The 15929-nt window shown below is 63.5% G+C and carries 18 protein-coding genes; 16 read left to right on the top strand and 2 right to left on the bottom strand.

Going from position 1 to position 15929, the window contains the following annotated elements:
• Positions 1–26 precede the first annotated feature (26 nt).
• Positions 27–1367: an SLC13 family permease gene (locus tag AC2ETI_RS12715; RefSeq protein WP_003945503.1), complete on the bottom strand. Its 1341-nt coding sequence runs from the start codon at positions 1365–1367 to the stop codon at positions 27–29.
• Between the two features lie 99 nt (positions 1368–1466).
• Here AC2ETI_RS12715 and AC2ETI_RS12710 point away from each other — a divergent pair, with 99 nt between their 5' ends.
• The 14 genes from AC2ETI_RS12710 (at position 1467) to AC2ETI_RS12645 (ending at position 13530) form a co-directional block, all read left to right on the top strand.
• Entirely contained in the window at positions 1467–2114 is a 648-nt protein-coding gene (locus AC2ETI_RS12710) for a FadR/GntR family transcriptional regulator (RefSeq protein WP_007727006.1), read from the top strand.
• A gap of 267 nt (positions 2115–2381) precedes the next feature.
• Positions 2382–4961 (top strand): ATP-dependent zinc metalloprotease FtsH, encoded by a 2580-nt coding sequence (gene ftsH, locus AC2ETI_RS12705; protein WP_483633983.1) that lies wholly within the window; start codon positions 2382–2384, stop codon positions 4959–4961.
• A 59-nt stretch (positions 4962–5020) separates the two neighbouring features.
• Entirely contained in the window at positions 5021–5638 is a 618-nt protein-coding gene (gene folE, locus AC2ETI_RS12700) for a GTP cyclohydrolase I FolE (protein WP_019746783.1), read from the top strand.
• Positions 5639–5643: 5 nt separating this feature from the next.
• Positions 5644–6504: a dihydropteroate synthase gene (gene folP / locus AC2ETI_RS12695; protein WP_029254407.1), complete on the top strand. Its 861-nt coding sequence runs from the start codon at positions 5644–5646 to the stop codon at positions 6502–6504.
• 1 nt (position 6505) lies between these two features.
• Entirely contained in the window at positions 6506–6871 is a 366-nt protein-coding gene (gene folB, locus AC2ETI_RS12690; RefSeq protein ID WP_003945780.1) for a dihydroneopterin aldolase, read from the top strand.
• Positions 6868–7371, top strand: a complete 504-nt coding sequence (gene folK / locus AC2ETI_RS12685; protein ID WP_483633982.1) for a 2-amino-4-hydroxy-6-hydroxymethyldihydropteridine diphosphokinase — start codon at positions 6868–6870, stop codon at positions 7369–7371. The genes folB and folK overlap by 4 nt, the downstream gene beginning before the upstream one ends.
• Positions 7372–7388: 17 nt before the next feature.
• Positions 7389–7856 (top strand): DUF3180 domain-containing protein, encoded by a 468-nt coding sequence (locus tag AC2ETI_RS12680; RefSeq protein ID WP_153213529.1) that lies wholly within the window; start codon positions 7389–7391, stop codon positions 7854–7856.
• Between the two features lie 68 nt (positions 7857–7924).
• Positions 7925–9061, top strand: coding sequence for a DUF6779 domain-containing protein (locus AC2ETI_RS12675; protein WP_483633981.1), 1137 nt, complete (start codon positions 7925–7927; stop codon positions 9059–9061).
• A gap of 110 nt (positions 9062–9171) precedes the next feature.
• Positions 9172–10113 (top strand): Rossmann-like and DUF2520 domain-containing protein, encoded by a 942-nt coding sequence (locus AC2ETI_RS12670; RefSeq protein WP_019746789.1) that lies wholly within the window; start codon positions 9172–9174, stop codon positions 10111–10113.
• Positions 10106–11038 carry a pantoate--beta-alanine ligase gene (gene panC, locus AC2ETI_RS12665; RefSeq protein WP_170320391.1) on the top strand — a complete coding sequence of 311 codons (933 nt, stop codon included), beginning with the start codon at positions 10106–10108 and terminating at the stop codon, positions 11036–11038. The genes AC2ETI_RS12670 and panC overlap by 8 nt, the downstream gene beginning before the upstream one ends.
• A 27-nt stretch (positions 11039–11065) precedes the next feature.
• A complete protein-coding gene (gene panD, locus AC2ETI_RS12660; RefSeq protein WP_003945761.1) occupies positions 11066–11512 on the top strand; it encodes an aspartate 1-decarboxylase in 447 nt (148 codons plus the stop codon).
• A gap of 3 nt (positions 11513–11515) precedes the next feature.
• Positions 11516–12331: a type III pantothenate kinase gene (locus AC2ETI_RS12655; protein WP_019746791.1), complete on the top strand. Its 816-nt coding sequence runs from the start codon at positions 11516–11518 to the stop codon at positions 12329–12331.
• 261 nt (positions 12332–12592) lie between these two features.
• Positions 12593–13111 (top strand): cysteine dioxygenase, encoded by a 519-nt coding sequence (locus AC2ETI_RS12650; RefSeq protein WP_019746792.1) that lies wholly within the window; start codon positions 12593–12595, stop codon positions 13109–13111.
• Positions 13108–13530 carry a rhodanese-like domain-containing protein gene (locus AC2ETI_RS12645; protein WP_003945445.1) on the top strand — a complete coding sequence of 141 codons (423 nt, stop codon included), beginning with the start codon at positions 13108–13110 and terminating at the stop codon, positions 13528–13530. Before AC2ETI_RS12650 ends, AC2ETI_RS12645 begins: the two co-directional genes overlap by 4 nt.
• A gap of 21 nt (positions 13531–13551) precedes the next feature.
• Here the strand turns inward: AC2ETI_RS12645 and AC2ETI_RS12640 are convergent, their stop codons facing one another.
• The gene (locus AC2ETI_RS12640) at positions 13552–14511 is read right to left on the bottom strand and encodes an AraC family transcriptional regulator (RefSeq protein ID WP_400822877.1); all 960 of its coding nucleotides are present in this window, start codon (positions 14509–14511) and stop codon (positions 13552–13554) included.
• 80 nt (positions 14512–14591) lie between these two features.
• On the opposite strand from AC2ETI_RS12640, the gene AC2ETI_RS12635 reads away from it, so the two are divergent.
• Positions 14592–15425, top strand: a complete 834-nt coding sequence (locus AC2ETI_RS12635) for an NmrA family NAD(P)-binding protein (protein ID WP_483633980.1) — start codon at positions 14592–14594, stop codon at positions 15423–15425.
• A complete protein-coding gene (locus AC2ETI_RS12630) occupies positions 15422–15925 on the top strand; it encodes an anthrone oxygenase family protein (protein WP_069146917.1) in 504 nt (167 codons plus the stop codon). The genes AC2ETI_RS12635 and AC2ETI_RS12630 overlap by 4 nt, the downstream gene beginning before the upstream one ends.
• Positions 15926–15929: the final 4 nt, after the last annotated feature.

Raw genomic sequence — 15929 nt, 5'->3', positions numbered from 1 at the left:
CGAGTTCCCTTTCTTTGAGCGAAGATTCAGACGGACCAGGGAACAACGAACAGCAACCAGGCGAGAATCGGCGTCACCACCATGATGGTCATGCCCCACCGCATCGTCAGCCCGAACACCACGTCGCGTTCTTCCGGAGCGGCGTTCGCCACCACCAGCGCGCCGTTGGTCGAGAACGGACTGCAATCGACCAGAGATGACGAGATTGCCAGTGCGATAACCAGGCCGGTTGCATTGACCTGGCCGGTCATGAGGAAGGGAATTGCCAAAGGGATGAGTGCACCGAGGATTCCGGTGGTGGATGCAAACGCCGACACGATCGCGCCGATCAGACAGATCAGGAACGCCGCGAGAAGTGGAATGCCCACGTGAGCTACCGAATCCCCGAGCCACTGGACGGTGTTTTGGTTCTGCAATAGGGCCACGTATGTGACGATTCCGCCGATGAGGAGGACGGTGCCCCAGCTGATCTTGTCGACGGCTCCGCGGGCGGAGGCCGGGAAGATCAGGGTGAGAAGTACCGCGACGGTCAGTGCGGTGAATCCGACGTCGAGGTCGAAGACCAAGGCGCCGAGTGCAAGTGATGCCAGCCCGAGCAGGGTGAGTCGCCGCTCGAGATTGAGTGCTCCCTCGTGCGGAGCGGTCCCACCCGAGGACTTGCCGCCACCCTTCGAGCTGTCGCCGGAACCCGAACCGGTGATGGTGTCGCCACCGCCCGACGCGTTGCCGACTGCGCTGACGAGCACGCGCTCCGAGGCGCCGCGTGCAATCAATGCGCGACCGCCGAACGAGACGTACGCGATTGCGGCAACAACGGCCGCGGCTGCGAAGGTCGAGACGAACAGCAAGGCCGGGCTGGACGGGAGGCCGTTCTGGCGCATGACGTCGTTGGTGATCACACCGAAGATTCCGATAGGGGAGAAGCTGCCCGCCGTTGCGCCTTGAACGACCATGAAGCCCATCAGCATGGGGTGGATCCGGTAGCGGGTGGCGAAGCCCATCGCCACGGGCGCGATGATGGCAACGGCAGCGGGACTGACCGCGCCCATGGCGGTGACGGCCGCGCACACCGCGAACATCGCCCACGGCACGAGGGCCACTCGTCCTCTGACCGCACGGACCGCCGCGTGAATGATCCAGTCGACCGTGCCGTTGTTTCTGGCCAGCGCGAACAGGTAGGTGACGCCGACCAGGATGACGAAGAGGCTGGCCGGGAAGCCGTCGAGGATCTCGCTGGTATCGACAGTGAAGACCAGTGTTCCGACGACGAAGGCAGCCACCAGGGCAAGCGCACCCATGTTCACCGACCTCACGGTGGATATGACGAACACCAGGACAAGTACTGACAGGGCTATGACATTTGCCATCGAACTCTCAATCCGTTCGCGACCAGCTTGTGGTCTGCATCACTTGGAATTGGCCTAGCCTCTCTGCCACTGCTCCATTTGTCAAGTACACTCCGAGGCATGAATTCGACGTCATCGCCCGGCTCGCGCTCGGGCCTGCCCGGACGATTGAAGCGTCCGCGTCTGTATGAGCAGTTGGCCGAGCACATTTCGAATTTCATCGAGGCTCAAGGCCTTTCGCCCGGCGATCGGCTTCCTCCCGAACGCAGCCTGGCTGCCGAACTCGGCGTCAGTCGAGCATCGCTGGCTCAAGCGCTCGTGGCCCTCGAGATTCGGGGCAGAGTCGAAATCCAGCACGGTAACGGTGCGGTGATTCGCGAAGCTCCGACGCCCGACGCGGGTAGGTCTGCGGATTCGGGAGTGCGGTTGCAAGACCGAACCGTCGACGAACTGACTGCTGCCAGGGAAGCGATCATGGCCGGCCTGGCTCGGGCGGCGGCGTCGAATCCCAACGCTGCGCTTCGGGTCGCGATGTTGACCGACGACGGGACCGCGAGAAACTTCGCCGAGACATGGCGCTGCGTCAGGCACCTGGCCGGCGGCGGCTTATTGGCTGATCTCGACGACACCATCGCCAAGCAGGCAGACGTGCCCGAGTCCTCGGCGCGACTGTCTGCGCGACTCGATCAGCTCGCGCACCGGATCATCGACGGTGACCAATCGGGCGCCGCTGACGCTGTTGCGGGAATCCTCTCCGAAACGGCCTGACGAATAACGACGGACGAGCGTCGGAAAAGCGCACGATAACCACTATGAGCATGTTCGCTCACAGGAAACTGTGCTGCGACGTAGCCCGGGAACCTGATCGGCAATGCGCACGTTGAACACAGTGACGACCGTTCCAACCAAGCGGCACGGCCGCTGGCGGGCATCGATGGGGCCGATCGCGGTAACCTGCAGGTGTCCGGTTGGCAGCCGGAAGGCGACCTGGCAGACCCGCACTCTCGAAAGGACCGGCCACATCGGCCGACCTGTATGAACCGTAAGACTGTGTTCCGTAACGTGCTACTCGTAGCCGTCGTGCTGTTGGTGATCTATGCCTTCAGCTACTTCAGCAACGACACCCGCGACTTCAAGACCGTCGACACCTCGGTCGCGATCTCCCAACTCGACGCCAAGAACGTTGAGTCGGCGCAGATCGACGACCGTGAGCAGCAGGTTCGTCTGTGGCTCAAGAACGGCAACGACGCCACCGACGGTAAGACGCAGATCCTGGCGAAGTACCCCGCGAGTGCGTCGGAGCAGATCTTCGACAAGGTCGAAGGCGCCGGAGCGGACAAGTTCAACACGACGGTCACTCAGGAGAGTTGGCTGACGTCGATCCTTCTGTTCGTGCTGCCGATGATCATTCTGTTCGGCATCTTCTTCTTCGTCATGAACCGGATGCAGGGCGGCGGTGGTCGCGGCGGAGTCATGGGATTCGGTAAGTCGAAGGCCAAGCAGCTCACCAAGGACATGCCGAAAACCACGTTCGCCGACGTCGCCGGTGCGGACGAGGCTGTCGAAGAGCTGTACGAGATCAAGGACTTCCTGCAGAACCCGGCTCGCTACCAGGCGCTCGGCGCCAAGATTCCGCGCGGTGTGCTGCTGTACGGCCCTCCCGGAACCGGTAAGACGCTGCTCGCTCGCGCTGTCGCAGGCGAAGCCGGCGTCCCGTTCTTCACCATCTCCGGCTCGGACTTCGTCGAGATGTTCGTCGGTGTCGGTGCTTCGCGTGTTCGCGACATGTTCGAGCAGGCCAAGCAGAACAGCCCCTGCATCATCTTCGTCGACGAGATCGACGCAGTCGGTCGTCAGCGCGGCGCAGGACTGGGCGGCGGACACGACGAGCGCGAGCAGACGCTCAACCAGCTGCTCGTCGAGATGGACGGCTTCGGTGATCGCACCGGCATCATCTTGATCGCCGCAACCAACCGCCCCGACATCCTCGACCCCGCACTGCTGCGTCCGGGACGCTTCGATCGCCAGATTCCGGTCGGCGCCCCCGACCTCGCCGGTCGCCGTGCGATCCTGCGAGTGCACTCGCAGGGCAAGCCGATCGATCCCAACGCCGATCTCGAAGGCCTCGCGAAGCGGACCGTCGGAATGTCGGGCGCCGATCTTGCCAACGTCATCAACGAGGCTGCGCTGCTCACCGCACGCGAAAACGGGACCGTCATCACCGAAGCCTCGCTCGAGGAATCGGTGGACCGTGTTGTCGGTGGACCGCGGCGTAAGAGTCGCATCATCAGCGAGCACGAGAAGAAGATCACGGCGTACCACGAGGGCGGTCACACGCTGGCTGCTTGGGCAATGCCTGACATCGAGCCGGTCTACAAGGTCACGATCCTCGCTCGCGGTCGCACCGGCGGTCACGCGATGACCGTGCCCGAGGACGACAAGGGTTTGATGACGCGTTCCGAGATGATCGCTCGTCTCGTCATGGCAATGGGTGGACGCGCCGCCGAGGAGTTGGTGTTCCACGAGCCCACCACCGGAGCGTCGTCCGATATCGACATGGCGACCAAGATCGCACGCGCGATGGTCACCGAATACGGCATGAGTGCCAAGCTCGGCGCGGTTCGCTACGGACAGGAGGGCGGGGATCCGTTCCTCGGCCGTTCGATGGGCGTTCAGTCCGACTACTCGCACGAGATCGCCCGCGAAATCGACGAGGAGGTGCGCAACCTCATCGAGGCGGCGCACACCGAAGCGTGGGCCATCCTCAACGAGTACCGCGATGCGCTCGACCTCATCGCTACCGAACTGCTCGAGCGTGAGACGTTGACTCGCAAGGACCTCGAGAAGATCCTTGCTGGCGTCGAAAAGCGTCCGCGTATCACGGCTTTCAACGATTTCGGTGGGCGCACGCCTTCGGATCGTCCGCCGGTGAAGACTCCTCGCGAACTCGCGATCGAGCGCGGCGAAACGTGGCCGGAGCCCGCTGCTGCACCTGTTCTCGTCAAGGCAGGCGCACCCAACAGCGGTGCACCCAACGGCGGTGTCCCCAACGGCGGTGTCCCCAACAACGGTGGTCTCCCCAACAACGGCAACCAGGGGCCCTCGAACGGCTACGCACAGCCCTCGTACCCGCAGCCGAGTGCCCCGCAGCAGACGCCGCAACCGGGAACACCCGATTACGGAGCGCCCGCCGGATGGTCGGCACCGGGTTGGCCTCCGCGTGAGAACCCGTCGCCGACGTACCCCGGACAGCAGTCGGGTGGGTACACCGGTGGACAGAATCCGACCCCGCCGAACCAGTCGCAGGGCCAGTACGGTCAGCCCCAACACGGTCAGCCCCAGCCCGATCAGGGGCAGTACGGTCAGCCGCATCCGGGACAGCAGGCGTACCCCGAGCAGCCGCACCCCGGCCGTCGTTACCCCGCGCAGCCCGATTACCCGGTGCAGTACCCGGACGGTGGACCCTTCGCCGATCCGAACCGGGGAAACCCGACCGGCGAAAACCAGTGGCAGAGCCCCGCACCGGAACAGCCGCAGACTCCGCCGCCGCAGCATTCGGCTGAGGACGACGGCCCGAGCACCGCTCGCTGGGACGGACCGGACGGATCCCGCTGACCTTGCGCCACTAGGCTCTGCGGCGGGGGACCTGTGAACAATTCTCGAGGAGAGTTCGGTTGTCGGTGAATGATGTGGCCAGTGAACTGGTGTCGCTCGGAACGGGCCGCCCGTTCGATCAGGCGCGGGCAGAGGCTGCCGTACGGGAATTGTTGATCGCGGTCGGTGAAGATCCGGAGCGCCCAGGCCTGCTCGATACGCCGGCCAGGGTTGCGCGCTCGTACAAGGAGATCTTCGCGGGTCTGTACTCCGAGCCCGACGACGCGTTGAACACAACTTTCGACGAGGGTCACCAGGAATTGGTGCTCGTGCGAGACATTCCGATGTTCTCGACGTGCGAGCACCACCTGGTGTCCTTCCACGGTGTTGCTCACGTTGGCTACATCCCGGGAAAGTCGGGCAAGGTCACCGGTTTGTCGAAGCTCGCGCGCGTCGTCGATCTCTACGCCAAGCGTCCGCAGGTTCAAGAACGCCTGACCAGTCAGATCGCGGATGCTTTGATGCGCAAGCTCGATCCGCGTGGAGCCATCGTCGTCATCGAAGCCGAGCACCTCTGCATGGCGATGCGCGGTATCCGCAAGCCTGGAGCCAGCACGACCACGTCTGCGGTTCGTGGGCTCCTGCAATCCAGCGCGGCCTCACGGTCCGAAGCGCTGGACCTCATCCTTCGTAAGTGAGCGAGATGTCCGCGGCTCCCGTTGCAGGTAGCGATCCGGCCCGGATGGTCGTGATGGGGATTCTGAACGTCACCGCCGATTCGTTTTCCGACGGTGGTCAATTTCTCGATCGTGACGCGGCGATCGCTCGCGGGCTCGAACTGCAACGCATAGGCGTCGACATCGTCGACGTCGGCGGCGAGTCGACGCGCCCCGGAGCCACCCGCGTCGATCCGAAACTCGAGGCGGACCGTATTGCCCCGGTGATCGAAGAACTCGTGGCAGCCGGAATTCGCGTCAGCGTCGACACGATGCGTGCTTCCGTCGCCGCCGCCGCGATCGAAGCGGGCGCAGGCATCGTCAACGACGTGTCGGGCGGTCGCGCAGACCCCGACATGGCATCCGTTGTGGCCGACGCCGGAGTGCCCTGGATCCTCATGCATTGGCGCTCGGCCGGTGACTACGTCCATCGTGGCAGCGCCGATCACTACGACGACGTGGTCCGCGACGTCCGTGACGAACTGCTGTCGCAGGTCGATCTGGCGTTGAAAGCAGGGGTCGATTCGTCGTCGATCATCCTCGACCCCGGCCTCGGGTTCGCGAAGAACGCCGACCACAACTGGGCCCTGTTGCGTGCACTACCCGAGTTCAACGCGACCGGATTCCCGATACTGGTCGGCGCTTCCCGCAAGCGGTTCCTGGGGTCTCTGCTCAGCGATCCCGACGGCAATCCCCGTCCGCCTGGTGGCCGCGAGACTGCGACGGCCGTGGTCTCGGCCCTTGCAGCACGTGAGGGCGCCTGGGGAGTTCGGGTGCACGACGCACAAGCCTCGCTCGACGCCATTGCCGTGGTCGACGCCTGGAACCGTGGACGAGAAAGGGCCTGACATGGGGGACCGAATCGAATTGCGCGGGCTGAAGGTTCGCGGCAATCACGGAGTGTTCGACCACGAGAAGCGTGACGGTCAGGACTTCTTCATCGACATCACTGTGTGGATGGACTTGGCTCCCGCCGCGGCGTCGGACGATCTGACCCAGACCCTGCACTACGGCGAGTTGGCGGAAGCCGCCGCAGCCATCGTCGCCGGCCCGTCGCGCGATCTCATCGAGACTGTCGCCGCTGAGATCGCCGACGACGTCATGAAAGATTCGCGAGTCGAGAGCGTCGAGGTCGTGGTCCACAAACCGTCGGCACCGATTCCGCTGGTTTTTGCGGACGTCGCCGTCGTCGCACATCGGACCAGATCGGCATGACGCGCGCTGTTCTGTCGATCGGTTCCAACATCGGCGACAGCGTGGCTCACCTGCAGTCCGTTGTCGACGGGTTGGGCAGCGCCGTCGTTGCTGTCTCACCGGTCTACTCGACGGCGCCGTGGGGTGGCGTCGAGCAGCAGGATTTCTTCAACGCGGTGGTGGTGGTCGACGATCTCGAGGCCGACGCCGCTGAGTGGCTTCGCCGGTCGCAAGCTCTCGAGGAAGCTGCAGACCGGGTGCGCGAACAGCGTTGGGGACCCCGGAGCCTGGACGTGGACGTGGTCGACTGCGAAGGCGTCGTCAGTTCCGATCCCGTGCTCACCCTTCCGCATCCGCGAGCGCATCTACGGGCATTCGTGCTCGTTCCCTGGCTGGACGTCGAGCCTGACGCGACGCTGATCGTCGACGGCCAGAAGTTGTCGGTGGCACAAATTCTCGACGGCCTCGATCGCACTGAGCGTGAAGGTGTGCGCACTACCGATGTGGTGCTTGCGCGGTGACCGAAGAAGGCAAGGGTTTGAAGCCGACCCGGATCAGTGAACTCGCGGTTCTGGCTGCGGTTGCCGCTGTGGCGACCTGGATTCTGATTCGCGTGTTCTACGGTTCGATGCCGCCGATCCCTGTTTATGCGGGAGCGTCGCTGTACTTCGTGGCCGTTGCCGAGGCCGTCTTCGCTTTTGTCATTCGTTCACGCGTCAAGAACCGTCAGGTGGGTGACGGGCTCAGACAGCTTCATCCCATCACTGCCGCCCGAGCGCTGGCATTGGCCAAAGCATCCGCTTTGGTCGGTTCAGCTACCGTCGGTGTCTGGGTCGGAGTGCTGGTGTATCTCATCCCACAGCGCTCGGTTCTGCAGGCCGCAGCCTCCGACACGCCGGGCGCGTGGGTGGGGTTGGGCGCCGCAATTGCGCTGGTAGCGGCAGCTCTGTGGCTCGAACATTGTTGCAAGACGCCGGAAGATACACCTGACGAGCCCGCGCACTGACAGCCTGGTCGGCAAATCACCCACCGAGGTACGTGGCGACCCCGGTCTCGGCAAGTACCCTGGCAACCATGACAAATTCTGGTCGATCGAAGTCTGCGCGCCGAAGCAAGCGCAGCGCGAGCCAGATGATCATTGCTGCTCTTCTGGCACTTGCTGTCATTGCTTCGCTGTTTCTGATCTTCAGCAACAGCGTTCAGCTTCTTCGGGTGGGACTGGTCGTCGCTCTGTGGGCAGCCACCCTCGGCGCTATCGCCATGACCAAGTATCGGCGTGAGTCGGCACTGGACAAAGCCAAGGTTGCCGATCTGCAGACCGTGTACGAACTGCAGCTCGAACGTGAAATTTCGGCTCGACGTGAGTACGAACTGAGCGTCGAAGGTCGCGTGCGACGTGAGGTGACCGCGGACGCGGAGGAACTGGCCGGGCTGCGCGCCGAATTGGTGGCGCTGCGCCGAAACCTCGAAGCACTGTTCGAAGGTGGACTGCTGCCCGAACAGACCGCGCTCAAGACCGATTCCACGCGAGTACCGGAACTTGGCGGTAGTTCGTACGGCGCGTACCAGCCGGCACCGTCGGGGTTGTACGTTCCCGGCGCCGGCCAGAACGGACCCAGCCAACCGGCACCGAACGTCGGCGGCTTGGCATCGCCCAACGACGATCCGGTGACTGCTGAGACAACCGTCGTGTTCGCGGAGACGTCGTGGCGTGACAGTAGCTTTGTGGCGCCGCGTGTCATACCGACGCAGAAGCCACAAGAGACGCAGAAGCCACAAGAGACGCAGAAGCCACAAGAGACGCAGAAGCCGCAGAATCAGAGCGGGAACCAGGCACCGAAGAGTTCCCCAGCGAGTTCCACTGTGAGTTCCTCGCCGACACGAACGGTGAAAGACGTTCCGGTGGAGAAGGATCCGGAACCGGTAGCGCCGGTCGAGCCTGAAATCAAGGCTCCCGCCCAGGCCCCGAACATCGAAGACGCCGTCATCGAAGACGCCGAGGAGGCGCCCGAGGTTGTTCCCGAGATCGTCGCGGAAGCTGAACCCGCTGCGGAGCCTGACGCAGAGCCTCGCCGTCGTCGTCGCGCTGCCCCGGAAGATGCCGCGAGCGGTGCTCATTCCAACGGGTTGACCGTCGCCGAAATAATGGCGAACCTGAGTTCGAACAACCCGTCCGAAGGCTCCGGTCGACGTCGTCGCCGAGAGGACTGAGTCGCAGATCACTCGCCCGGCCATGGCATGACGGTTCGGGCGAAGGATATCCTCGGACGCAGAACGTCTGGTACCCGCCGAGCGGGACTGGAACGAACGAGAGGAATCCGGTGACTTCCTTCGGGATCACTAATGGGCCTGCACCTGCGCGATTGACGGTAGGAATTGTCTCAGCAGGACGGGTCGGAACAGCTGTCGGTGCCGCATTGGAGCGAGCCGGTCATGTTGTCAGCGCTTGCTCCGCCGTCTCCAGTGCCTCGGTTGCCCGCGCTGTGAAGCGGCTTCCCGATACCGAAATTCTTCCGGCTGCCGACGTCGCAGCTCGCTCCGAACTGCTGATTCTTGCCGTTCCTGACGACCAGCTTGCGGATCTTGTTCGAGGTCTCGCGGCCACCCAAGCGGTCAAGCCGGGCACGCTCGTCGCCCACACGTCCGGTGCCAACGGGATCGCGATCCTGACTCCGCTCACCGAACTCGGCGCGCTGCCCTTGGCTATCCATCCGGCGATGACGTTCACCGGTCACGACGAGGACACCGCACGGCTGTCGTCGGCATGCTTCGGAATCACTGCTGCCGACGACATCGGTTACGCGATCGCGCAGTCACTGGTCCTCGAGATCGGCGGCGAGCCCGTCCGAGTGCGCGAGGAGAACCGCGCGCTCTACCACGCGGCACTGGCTCACGGCAGTAATCACCTGGTCACGCTCGTGGTCGACGCCGTCGAGGCGCTGCGAGCGTCGTTGCAAGGTGACGAGCTGCTCGGTCAACAGTTGGTCGACGGAGATCCGGGTGGAGTGGCCGAGCGTGTCCTGCAGCCGCTGCTGTCGGCGGCCTTGGACAACGCGCTACGACGCGGTCCCTCGGCGTTGACCGGCCCGGTGGCCCGCGGCGACGCTGCTGCTGTCGACACACATTTGCGCGTACTGACAGAACTGGATCCGGAGCTCGCTGCCGGCTATCGGGCGATGTCCTTGCGATCGGCCCAGCGGGTGGGCGCCCCCACCGAATTGTTCGACATCTTGACTGAAACGGGAGGTGACCGTCGTGAGTGATCTGCAGGGCGGATACAAGCGCGGCGAACTGACGGTGCACCACGATCCGGACAAGCTTCGGCGCGTCTCGCGGGCACTGCGAGGTGTCGGGCGTCAGGTGGCGCTCGTTCCGACGATGGGTGCGTTGCATGCGGGCCACATCGAATTGGTTCGTCAGGCCAAGGTCACCGGCGCCGTCGTGATCGTTTCCATCTTCGTGAACCCGCTCCAGTTCGGTGCGGGCGAAGACCTGGACGCGTACCCGCGCACTCTCGATGCGGATCTCGACCTGCTTCGCGCCGAGGGCGTCGAATTGGTGTTCGCGCCGAGCGCCAAGACGATGTACCCGCGGGGCCAGCGCACCACCATCGTGCCGGGCCCGTTGGGTAGCGAACTCGAAGGCGGAGCGCGCCCCACTCACTTCGCCGGAATGCTGACGGTTGTGGCGAAGCTGCTGCAGATCGCGGCACCCAATCACGCGTACTTCGGTGAGAAGGACTACCAGCAGCTGACGCTCATCCGTCAGATGGTGTGGGATCTCAACTTCGATGTACAGATCATCGGAGTTCCGACGGTCCGCGAGTTCGACGGCCTCGCGTTGTCCTCTCGCAATCGCTACCTCGACGAGGGCCAGCGCGCCGCAGCGGTCGCGCTGTCCGCTGCTCTGATCGCCGGTGCACACGCGGCGTCCGGGGGAGCGGAAGCAATTCTGGAAACCGCACGCGCTGTTCTGGCAGCTGTTCCGGAAATCGAGGTCGACTACCTCGAGGTTCGGGGCGTCGATCTGGGCCCCGCGCCCGAGCGAGGTGACGGCCGACTGTTAGTGGCCGCCAAGCTCGGAACCACCCGTTTGATCGACAACGTCGGTGTCGCGGTGGGAACCGGGTTCCTCGAGCGTGACACCGACCCATCCGCCGACGCCATCGACGACCTGCTGTCTCACTGAGCACTTTTCACGAGTAAGGACCTGGATATGTTTCGCACAATGATGAAGTCGAAGATCCACCGCGCCACCGTGACTCACGCCGACCTGCATTACGTCGGCTCCGTCACCGTCGACCAGGATCTGATGGACGCCGCAGACCTCCTCGAAGGCGAACAGGTGTGCATCGTCGACATCGACAACGGTGCGCGTCTCGAGACGTACGTCATCGCCGGCGAGCGGGGAACCGGTGTCATCGGAATCAACGGTGCGGCAGCGCATCTGGTCAAGCCGGGCGATCTGGTCATCCTCATCGCCTACGGCGTGATGAACGAGCAGGAAGTCAAGGAATACTCCCCGCGCGTCGTCTTCGTCGATGCCGACAACAAGCAGATCGAACTCGGCTCCGACCCGGCTCATGCGCCGGAGGGTTCGGGTCTGATCACCCCGCGCATGCTGTCGACACTCGAGGCCTCGCGCGAATCCAGCCTGGTGTAATCCATGCTGCTCACGGTCGACGTGCGGAACACCAATATCGTTCTGGGGTTGTTTTCCGGGACTGGTGAGTATTCGAAGCTGTTGCAGGACTGGCGAATGCGAACCGACCCTCGGATGACTGCCGACGAGTTGGCGTTGACCTTCCGTGGGCTGTTGGGTACTCATGTCGATGAGATCACCGGCGTTGCGGCGCTGTCGACAGTGCCGTCCGTCTTGCGTGAAATCCGCGTGATGCTGGAGCGGTACTGGGGTCACGTTCCCCATGTGGTGGTCGAACCGGGTATTCGCACCGGTGTGCCACTGCTGGTGGACAACCCCAAAGAGGTGGGAGCCGACCGGATCGTCAACAGTCTTGCCGCTCACCATCTTTACGAGGGTCCGTGCATTGTCGTGGACTTCGGTACGTCGACCTGTGTCGACGTCGTTTCCGCCAAGGGTGAGTTTCTGGGCGGCTGCATCGCGCCCGGACTCGAGATCTCGACCGATGCCTTGGCGTCGCAGTCCGCTGCGCTGCGCAAGGTCGAATTGGTGCGCCCGCGTTCGGTGGTCGGCAAGAACACCGTCGAATGCATGCAGTCCGGTGCGGTATTCGGCTTTGCCGGCCTCGTCGACGGATTGGTCAACCGCGTACGCGACGAACTGCCGGAGTTCGGTGGTGACGACGTCTCCGTGATCGCAACCGGGGACAGCGCACCGCTGATCATTCCCGAATCCGACACTATCGACCACCTCGAACGGGACCTCACTCTCGAGGGGCTGAGGTTGGTCTTCGAGCGCAATCAGGCGCGTCGTGGATCCGGTCGACGACCGGTCGCCTGATCGATGGTTTCGTTCCAGCAGTTTCGCGATTGCAAAAGTTATGCCACAATGGTACTCGTGAATCGCTGCATGGGTGCTCAGGAGTGTTGTCGAGGCTGACCGCTGCCTTGACCAATTCACATTCCTTGGAGCTAGCTCGTGCTATCCACATATTCTGCAGATCTCTCTGTTTTGACCCCTACTCTCGCTGCTGATCGTGCTGTTTCCGCAGGTCGTAGCGCTAATCGTGGGGCGTCCGGACGCCGTCCGAGTGGTGCGTCGTTGCCTACCCGCCTTCGCCCGGCCGATTTGCTGCGACTGACCGACGAGGGAGCGAACGGCGTGCTCGACGGCCGTTTCGACCACCTCATTCCCGACGCCTTCCCGACGCTCGATCGTTGGTCCACTCGCCTGCATGCGGACGACGACGTCGATGTGTGGCTCATCAGCTGGGTACCCGAACGCAACACCGAATTGCACGACCACGCAGGTTCGTTCGGCGCATTGACCGTCCTCAGTGGTTCTCTCACCGAATTCCGTTGGGCCGGTGACGCCCTGGTGGAACGCCAGCTCGACGCCGGCGATCAGGCTTCTTTCCCGCTCGGCTGGGTTCACGATGTCGTGCGTTCGACGGATGTTCCTGGTGCTCCGATCGAAATCAGCTCTGATGCACCGACTCTGAGTGTTCACGCTTACTCGCCGCCGCTGACGGCAATGTCCTTCTACGAAGTGACGGATCACCGGACTCTTCGTCGCACCCGTACCGAGCTGACCGACCTGCCCGAGGGGGGCACCAAATGACCATCGACCAAATGCTCGACGACGCTCGCGCACAGATCGATCGTATGTACGTCTTCCAGCTCACCGAAGCCTTCCATCGCGGCGCGATCTTCGTCGACATTCGCCCGCAGGCGCAGCGCGCCATCGAGGGAACTCTCCCCGGTGCACTCGCGATCGAGCGGAACGTTCTCGAGTGGCGACTCGACCCCACCAGCAGCGCACACCTCGCGTTGGCCACCGACCACGACGTCGAGTGGGTAATCGTCTGCTCCGAGGGCTACACCTCGAGCCTGGCCGCAGCGTCGTTGCAGCAGTTGGGTCTGCACAAGGCAACCGATCTCGTGGGCGGGTACCAGGCGATCAAGGCCGCCGGACTGCTCGGTGCTCTCAGCGGAGTTCGTCATTGCTCCCGCGAGTTGGCGGCGGTTTCGGCTCATTGAGGTATTTGCTGTGCGCCTTTATTAACCGCGGGCGGTTAATAAAGGCGCACAGCGGGTCTGGCGGTAAATCTTCGGGCTCATACCGTGATGGCGGGTGAAGGCCGTCGTGAGGGCAAAGGGGCTCGAGTAGCCCACTTCTCGCGCGATCGAGGACACCGTTCGTGCCGGGTCTGCGAGTAGATCTGCCGCCACCGACAAGCGCCACTCGGTCAGATAGCCGACGGGTCCGATCCCCATGAGACCGGTGAACCGGCGCGCGAAGGCCGCTCGTGAGCTGCCGGACTCCTGGGCCAGGCTCGCGACCGTCCAGGGGTGTTCCGGCCGATTGTGTATGAGCCGCAAGGCATGCCCGATGAGGGGATCCTCGTAGGCCTTGATCCATCGCGGTGATCGATTCGGGTTCTCGGCGAACCACGTACGGACCGCCGAGATCAGGACCAGGTCCAGGAGCCTGTCCAGCAACACTTCCTGCCCTGGCCCGTCGGCGGCGATCTGTTGTTCCAGAAGGTTTGTCATCGGCGCGGTTTCGATGCTGCGTCGCACTACCGCGACGGGTGTCAGGCTGTCGAGGATCTGACGGCTGACATAGGAGTCCAAACGGTATGTGCCCGTGAGCATGACGGTCTGGCCGCTGGTCGAGTTGCCCCACGTGCGAACGCCGAGAACCGACATGTCCTCGAGTGGCGATCCGTCGACTGCGGCGCAGTTTTGTGCCTCGTCGATGAGTACGTGGACCGGGGTGTCCGGGTGATCGGCGACCGTATAGGGATCGGGGCCGCGCAGGAGCGCAATGTCGCCGGCCTCGAGATCTTCGGTCTGTCCGGTGTCGGAGACGACAACTGCGGTGCCGCGAACCAGAACCAGCACGGTGATCGGTGCGTGGTCCTCGATACGTAATGACCACGGTGGATCGAGCAGCGAGCGCAGCAGAAAAGCGCCCTCCGCCCGCGACCCGGCCAGCATCATCGACAATGCATCCATGCTTCGACGGTAGACGCTGACGTATGTTTTTGCGACCTTCGGCTATGGATCGTATTGACGCTCCGCGGTCGAATGAGTACATGACGACAACAAGCGACATTCAATCGGCAGTAGTGATCGGTGGTACCGGCAAGACCGGTGCGCGCGTTGCGCAGAGGCTGACGGCGGTGGGAATCCGTACCAGAATCGCGTCGAGAACATCCAGGACGCGTTTCGACTGGAACGATCAGACGACGTGGCAGCCCGCGATGTCCGGCGTCGACGTGGCATATGTGACGTATGCGCCGGACCTCGCAGTGCCGGAATCGAGCACCCACATCGAGGAACTCGCTGAGCTTGCGTACCGCGAAGGGGTTCGTCGCATGGTGCTCCTGTCCGGGCGCGGTGAACCGGCGGCGCAGAAAGCCGAGCAGGTTCTGGCCGACACCGGTCTGGAATGGGCTGTGGTGCGGGCCAGTTGGTTTGCCCAGAACTTCAGTGAGGGGTATCTACTCGATCCGATTCGGGAAGGCCACCTGGCACTTCCGGTCGGTGAAGTGGGGGAGCCGTTCATCGACGTCGACGATCTAGCTGACGTGGCGGTCGCCGCATTGACTCGAACCGACCTCCTCGGCCGAGTTCTCGAGGTGACGGGTCCGGAGTTGCTCACCTTCGCGGAGGCGGTTGAGGCGATTTCGGCGGCGTCGGGGCGTGCGATGTCATTCGAAAGAATTGGACTGCAACAGTTTTCCGACGGCATGGCAGAAGTTGGCGTCCCGAGTGATGTCGTGGAGTTGCTCACTTACTTGTTTGCCGAGGTTCTCGACGGACGAAATCAAAGTGTGACCGGCGTCGTCGAAGAGGTCCTGGAACGACCCGCTCGAGATTTCACCACTTTTGCCGCCGAGGCTGCTCGAACGGGGGTCTGGTCGTGAAGAAATCCGAGATCTTCTTGGAGTTGCTCGTCGGCGTGACTGCGCTCGGCGCGCTCGTTGCCGGTGGTGCGTTGTTCGCGTTCTCGTCCTTCGTAATGCCCGCTCTGCGGTCGGTGGATGCACACGCCGCGATCACGTCGATGCAGGCGATCAACGTCGAAGCACCGCGGAGCGCCTTGATGCTGCCCCTCGTCGGATCGGCGCTCACCGCGATCGCCACCGGAATCTGGGCAGCGATCTCCAGACCGGACGGCTGGGTCCTTGCCGTTGTCGGTTGCGTCGGGGTGCTCGCGGCCTTCGCGGTGACAGCGATCTACCACGTCCCCCGCAACGACGCTTTTGCCTCGGTCAGTGCTGCCGATGCAGCCGCATGGGCGTCGTACGAGGTGGGTTGGACGGTGTGGAATCACGTCAGGGTTGCGCTGTACCTCCTGTCGGGAATCGTGCTCGCGGTCGCCGCGGTGCTACCAGCAACAAACGCGGTGGACACGGCCCAGTAGTCTT

The sequence above is a fragment of the Rhodococcus sp. MurmanLake-1 genome (assembly GCF_056945715.1).
This window is presented reverse-complemented; position numbering and strand designations above follow the sequence as displayed.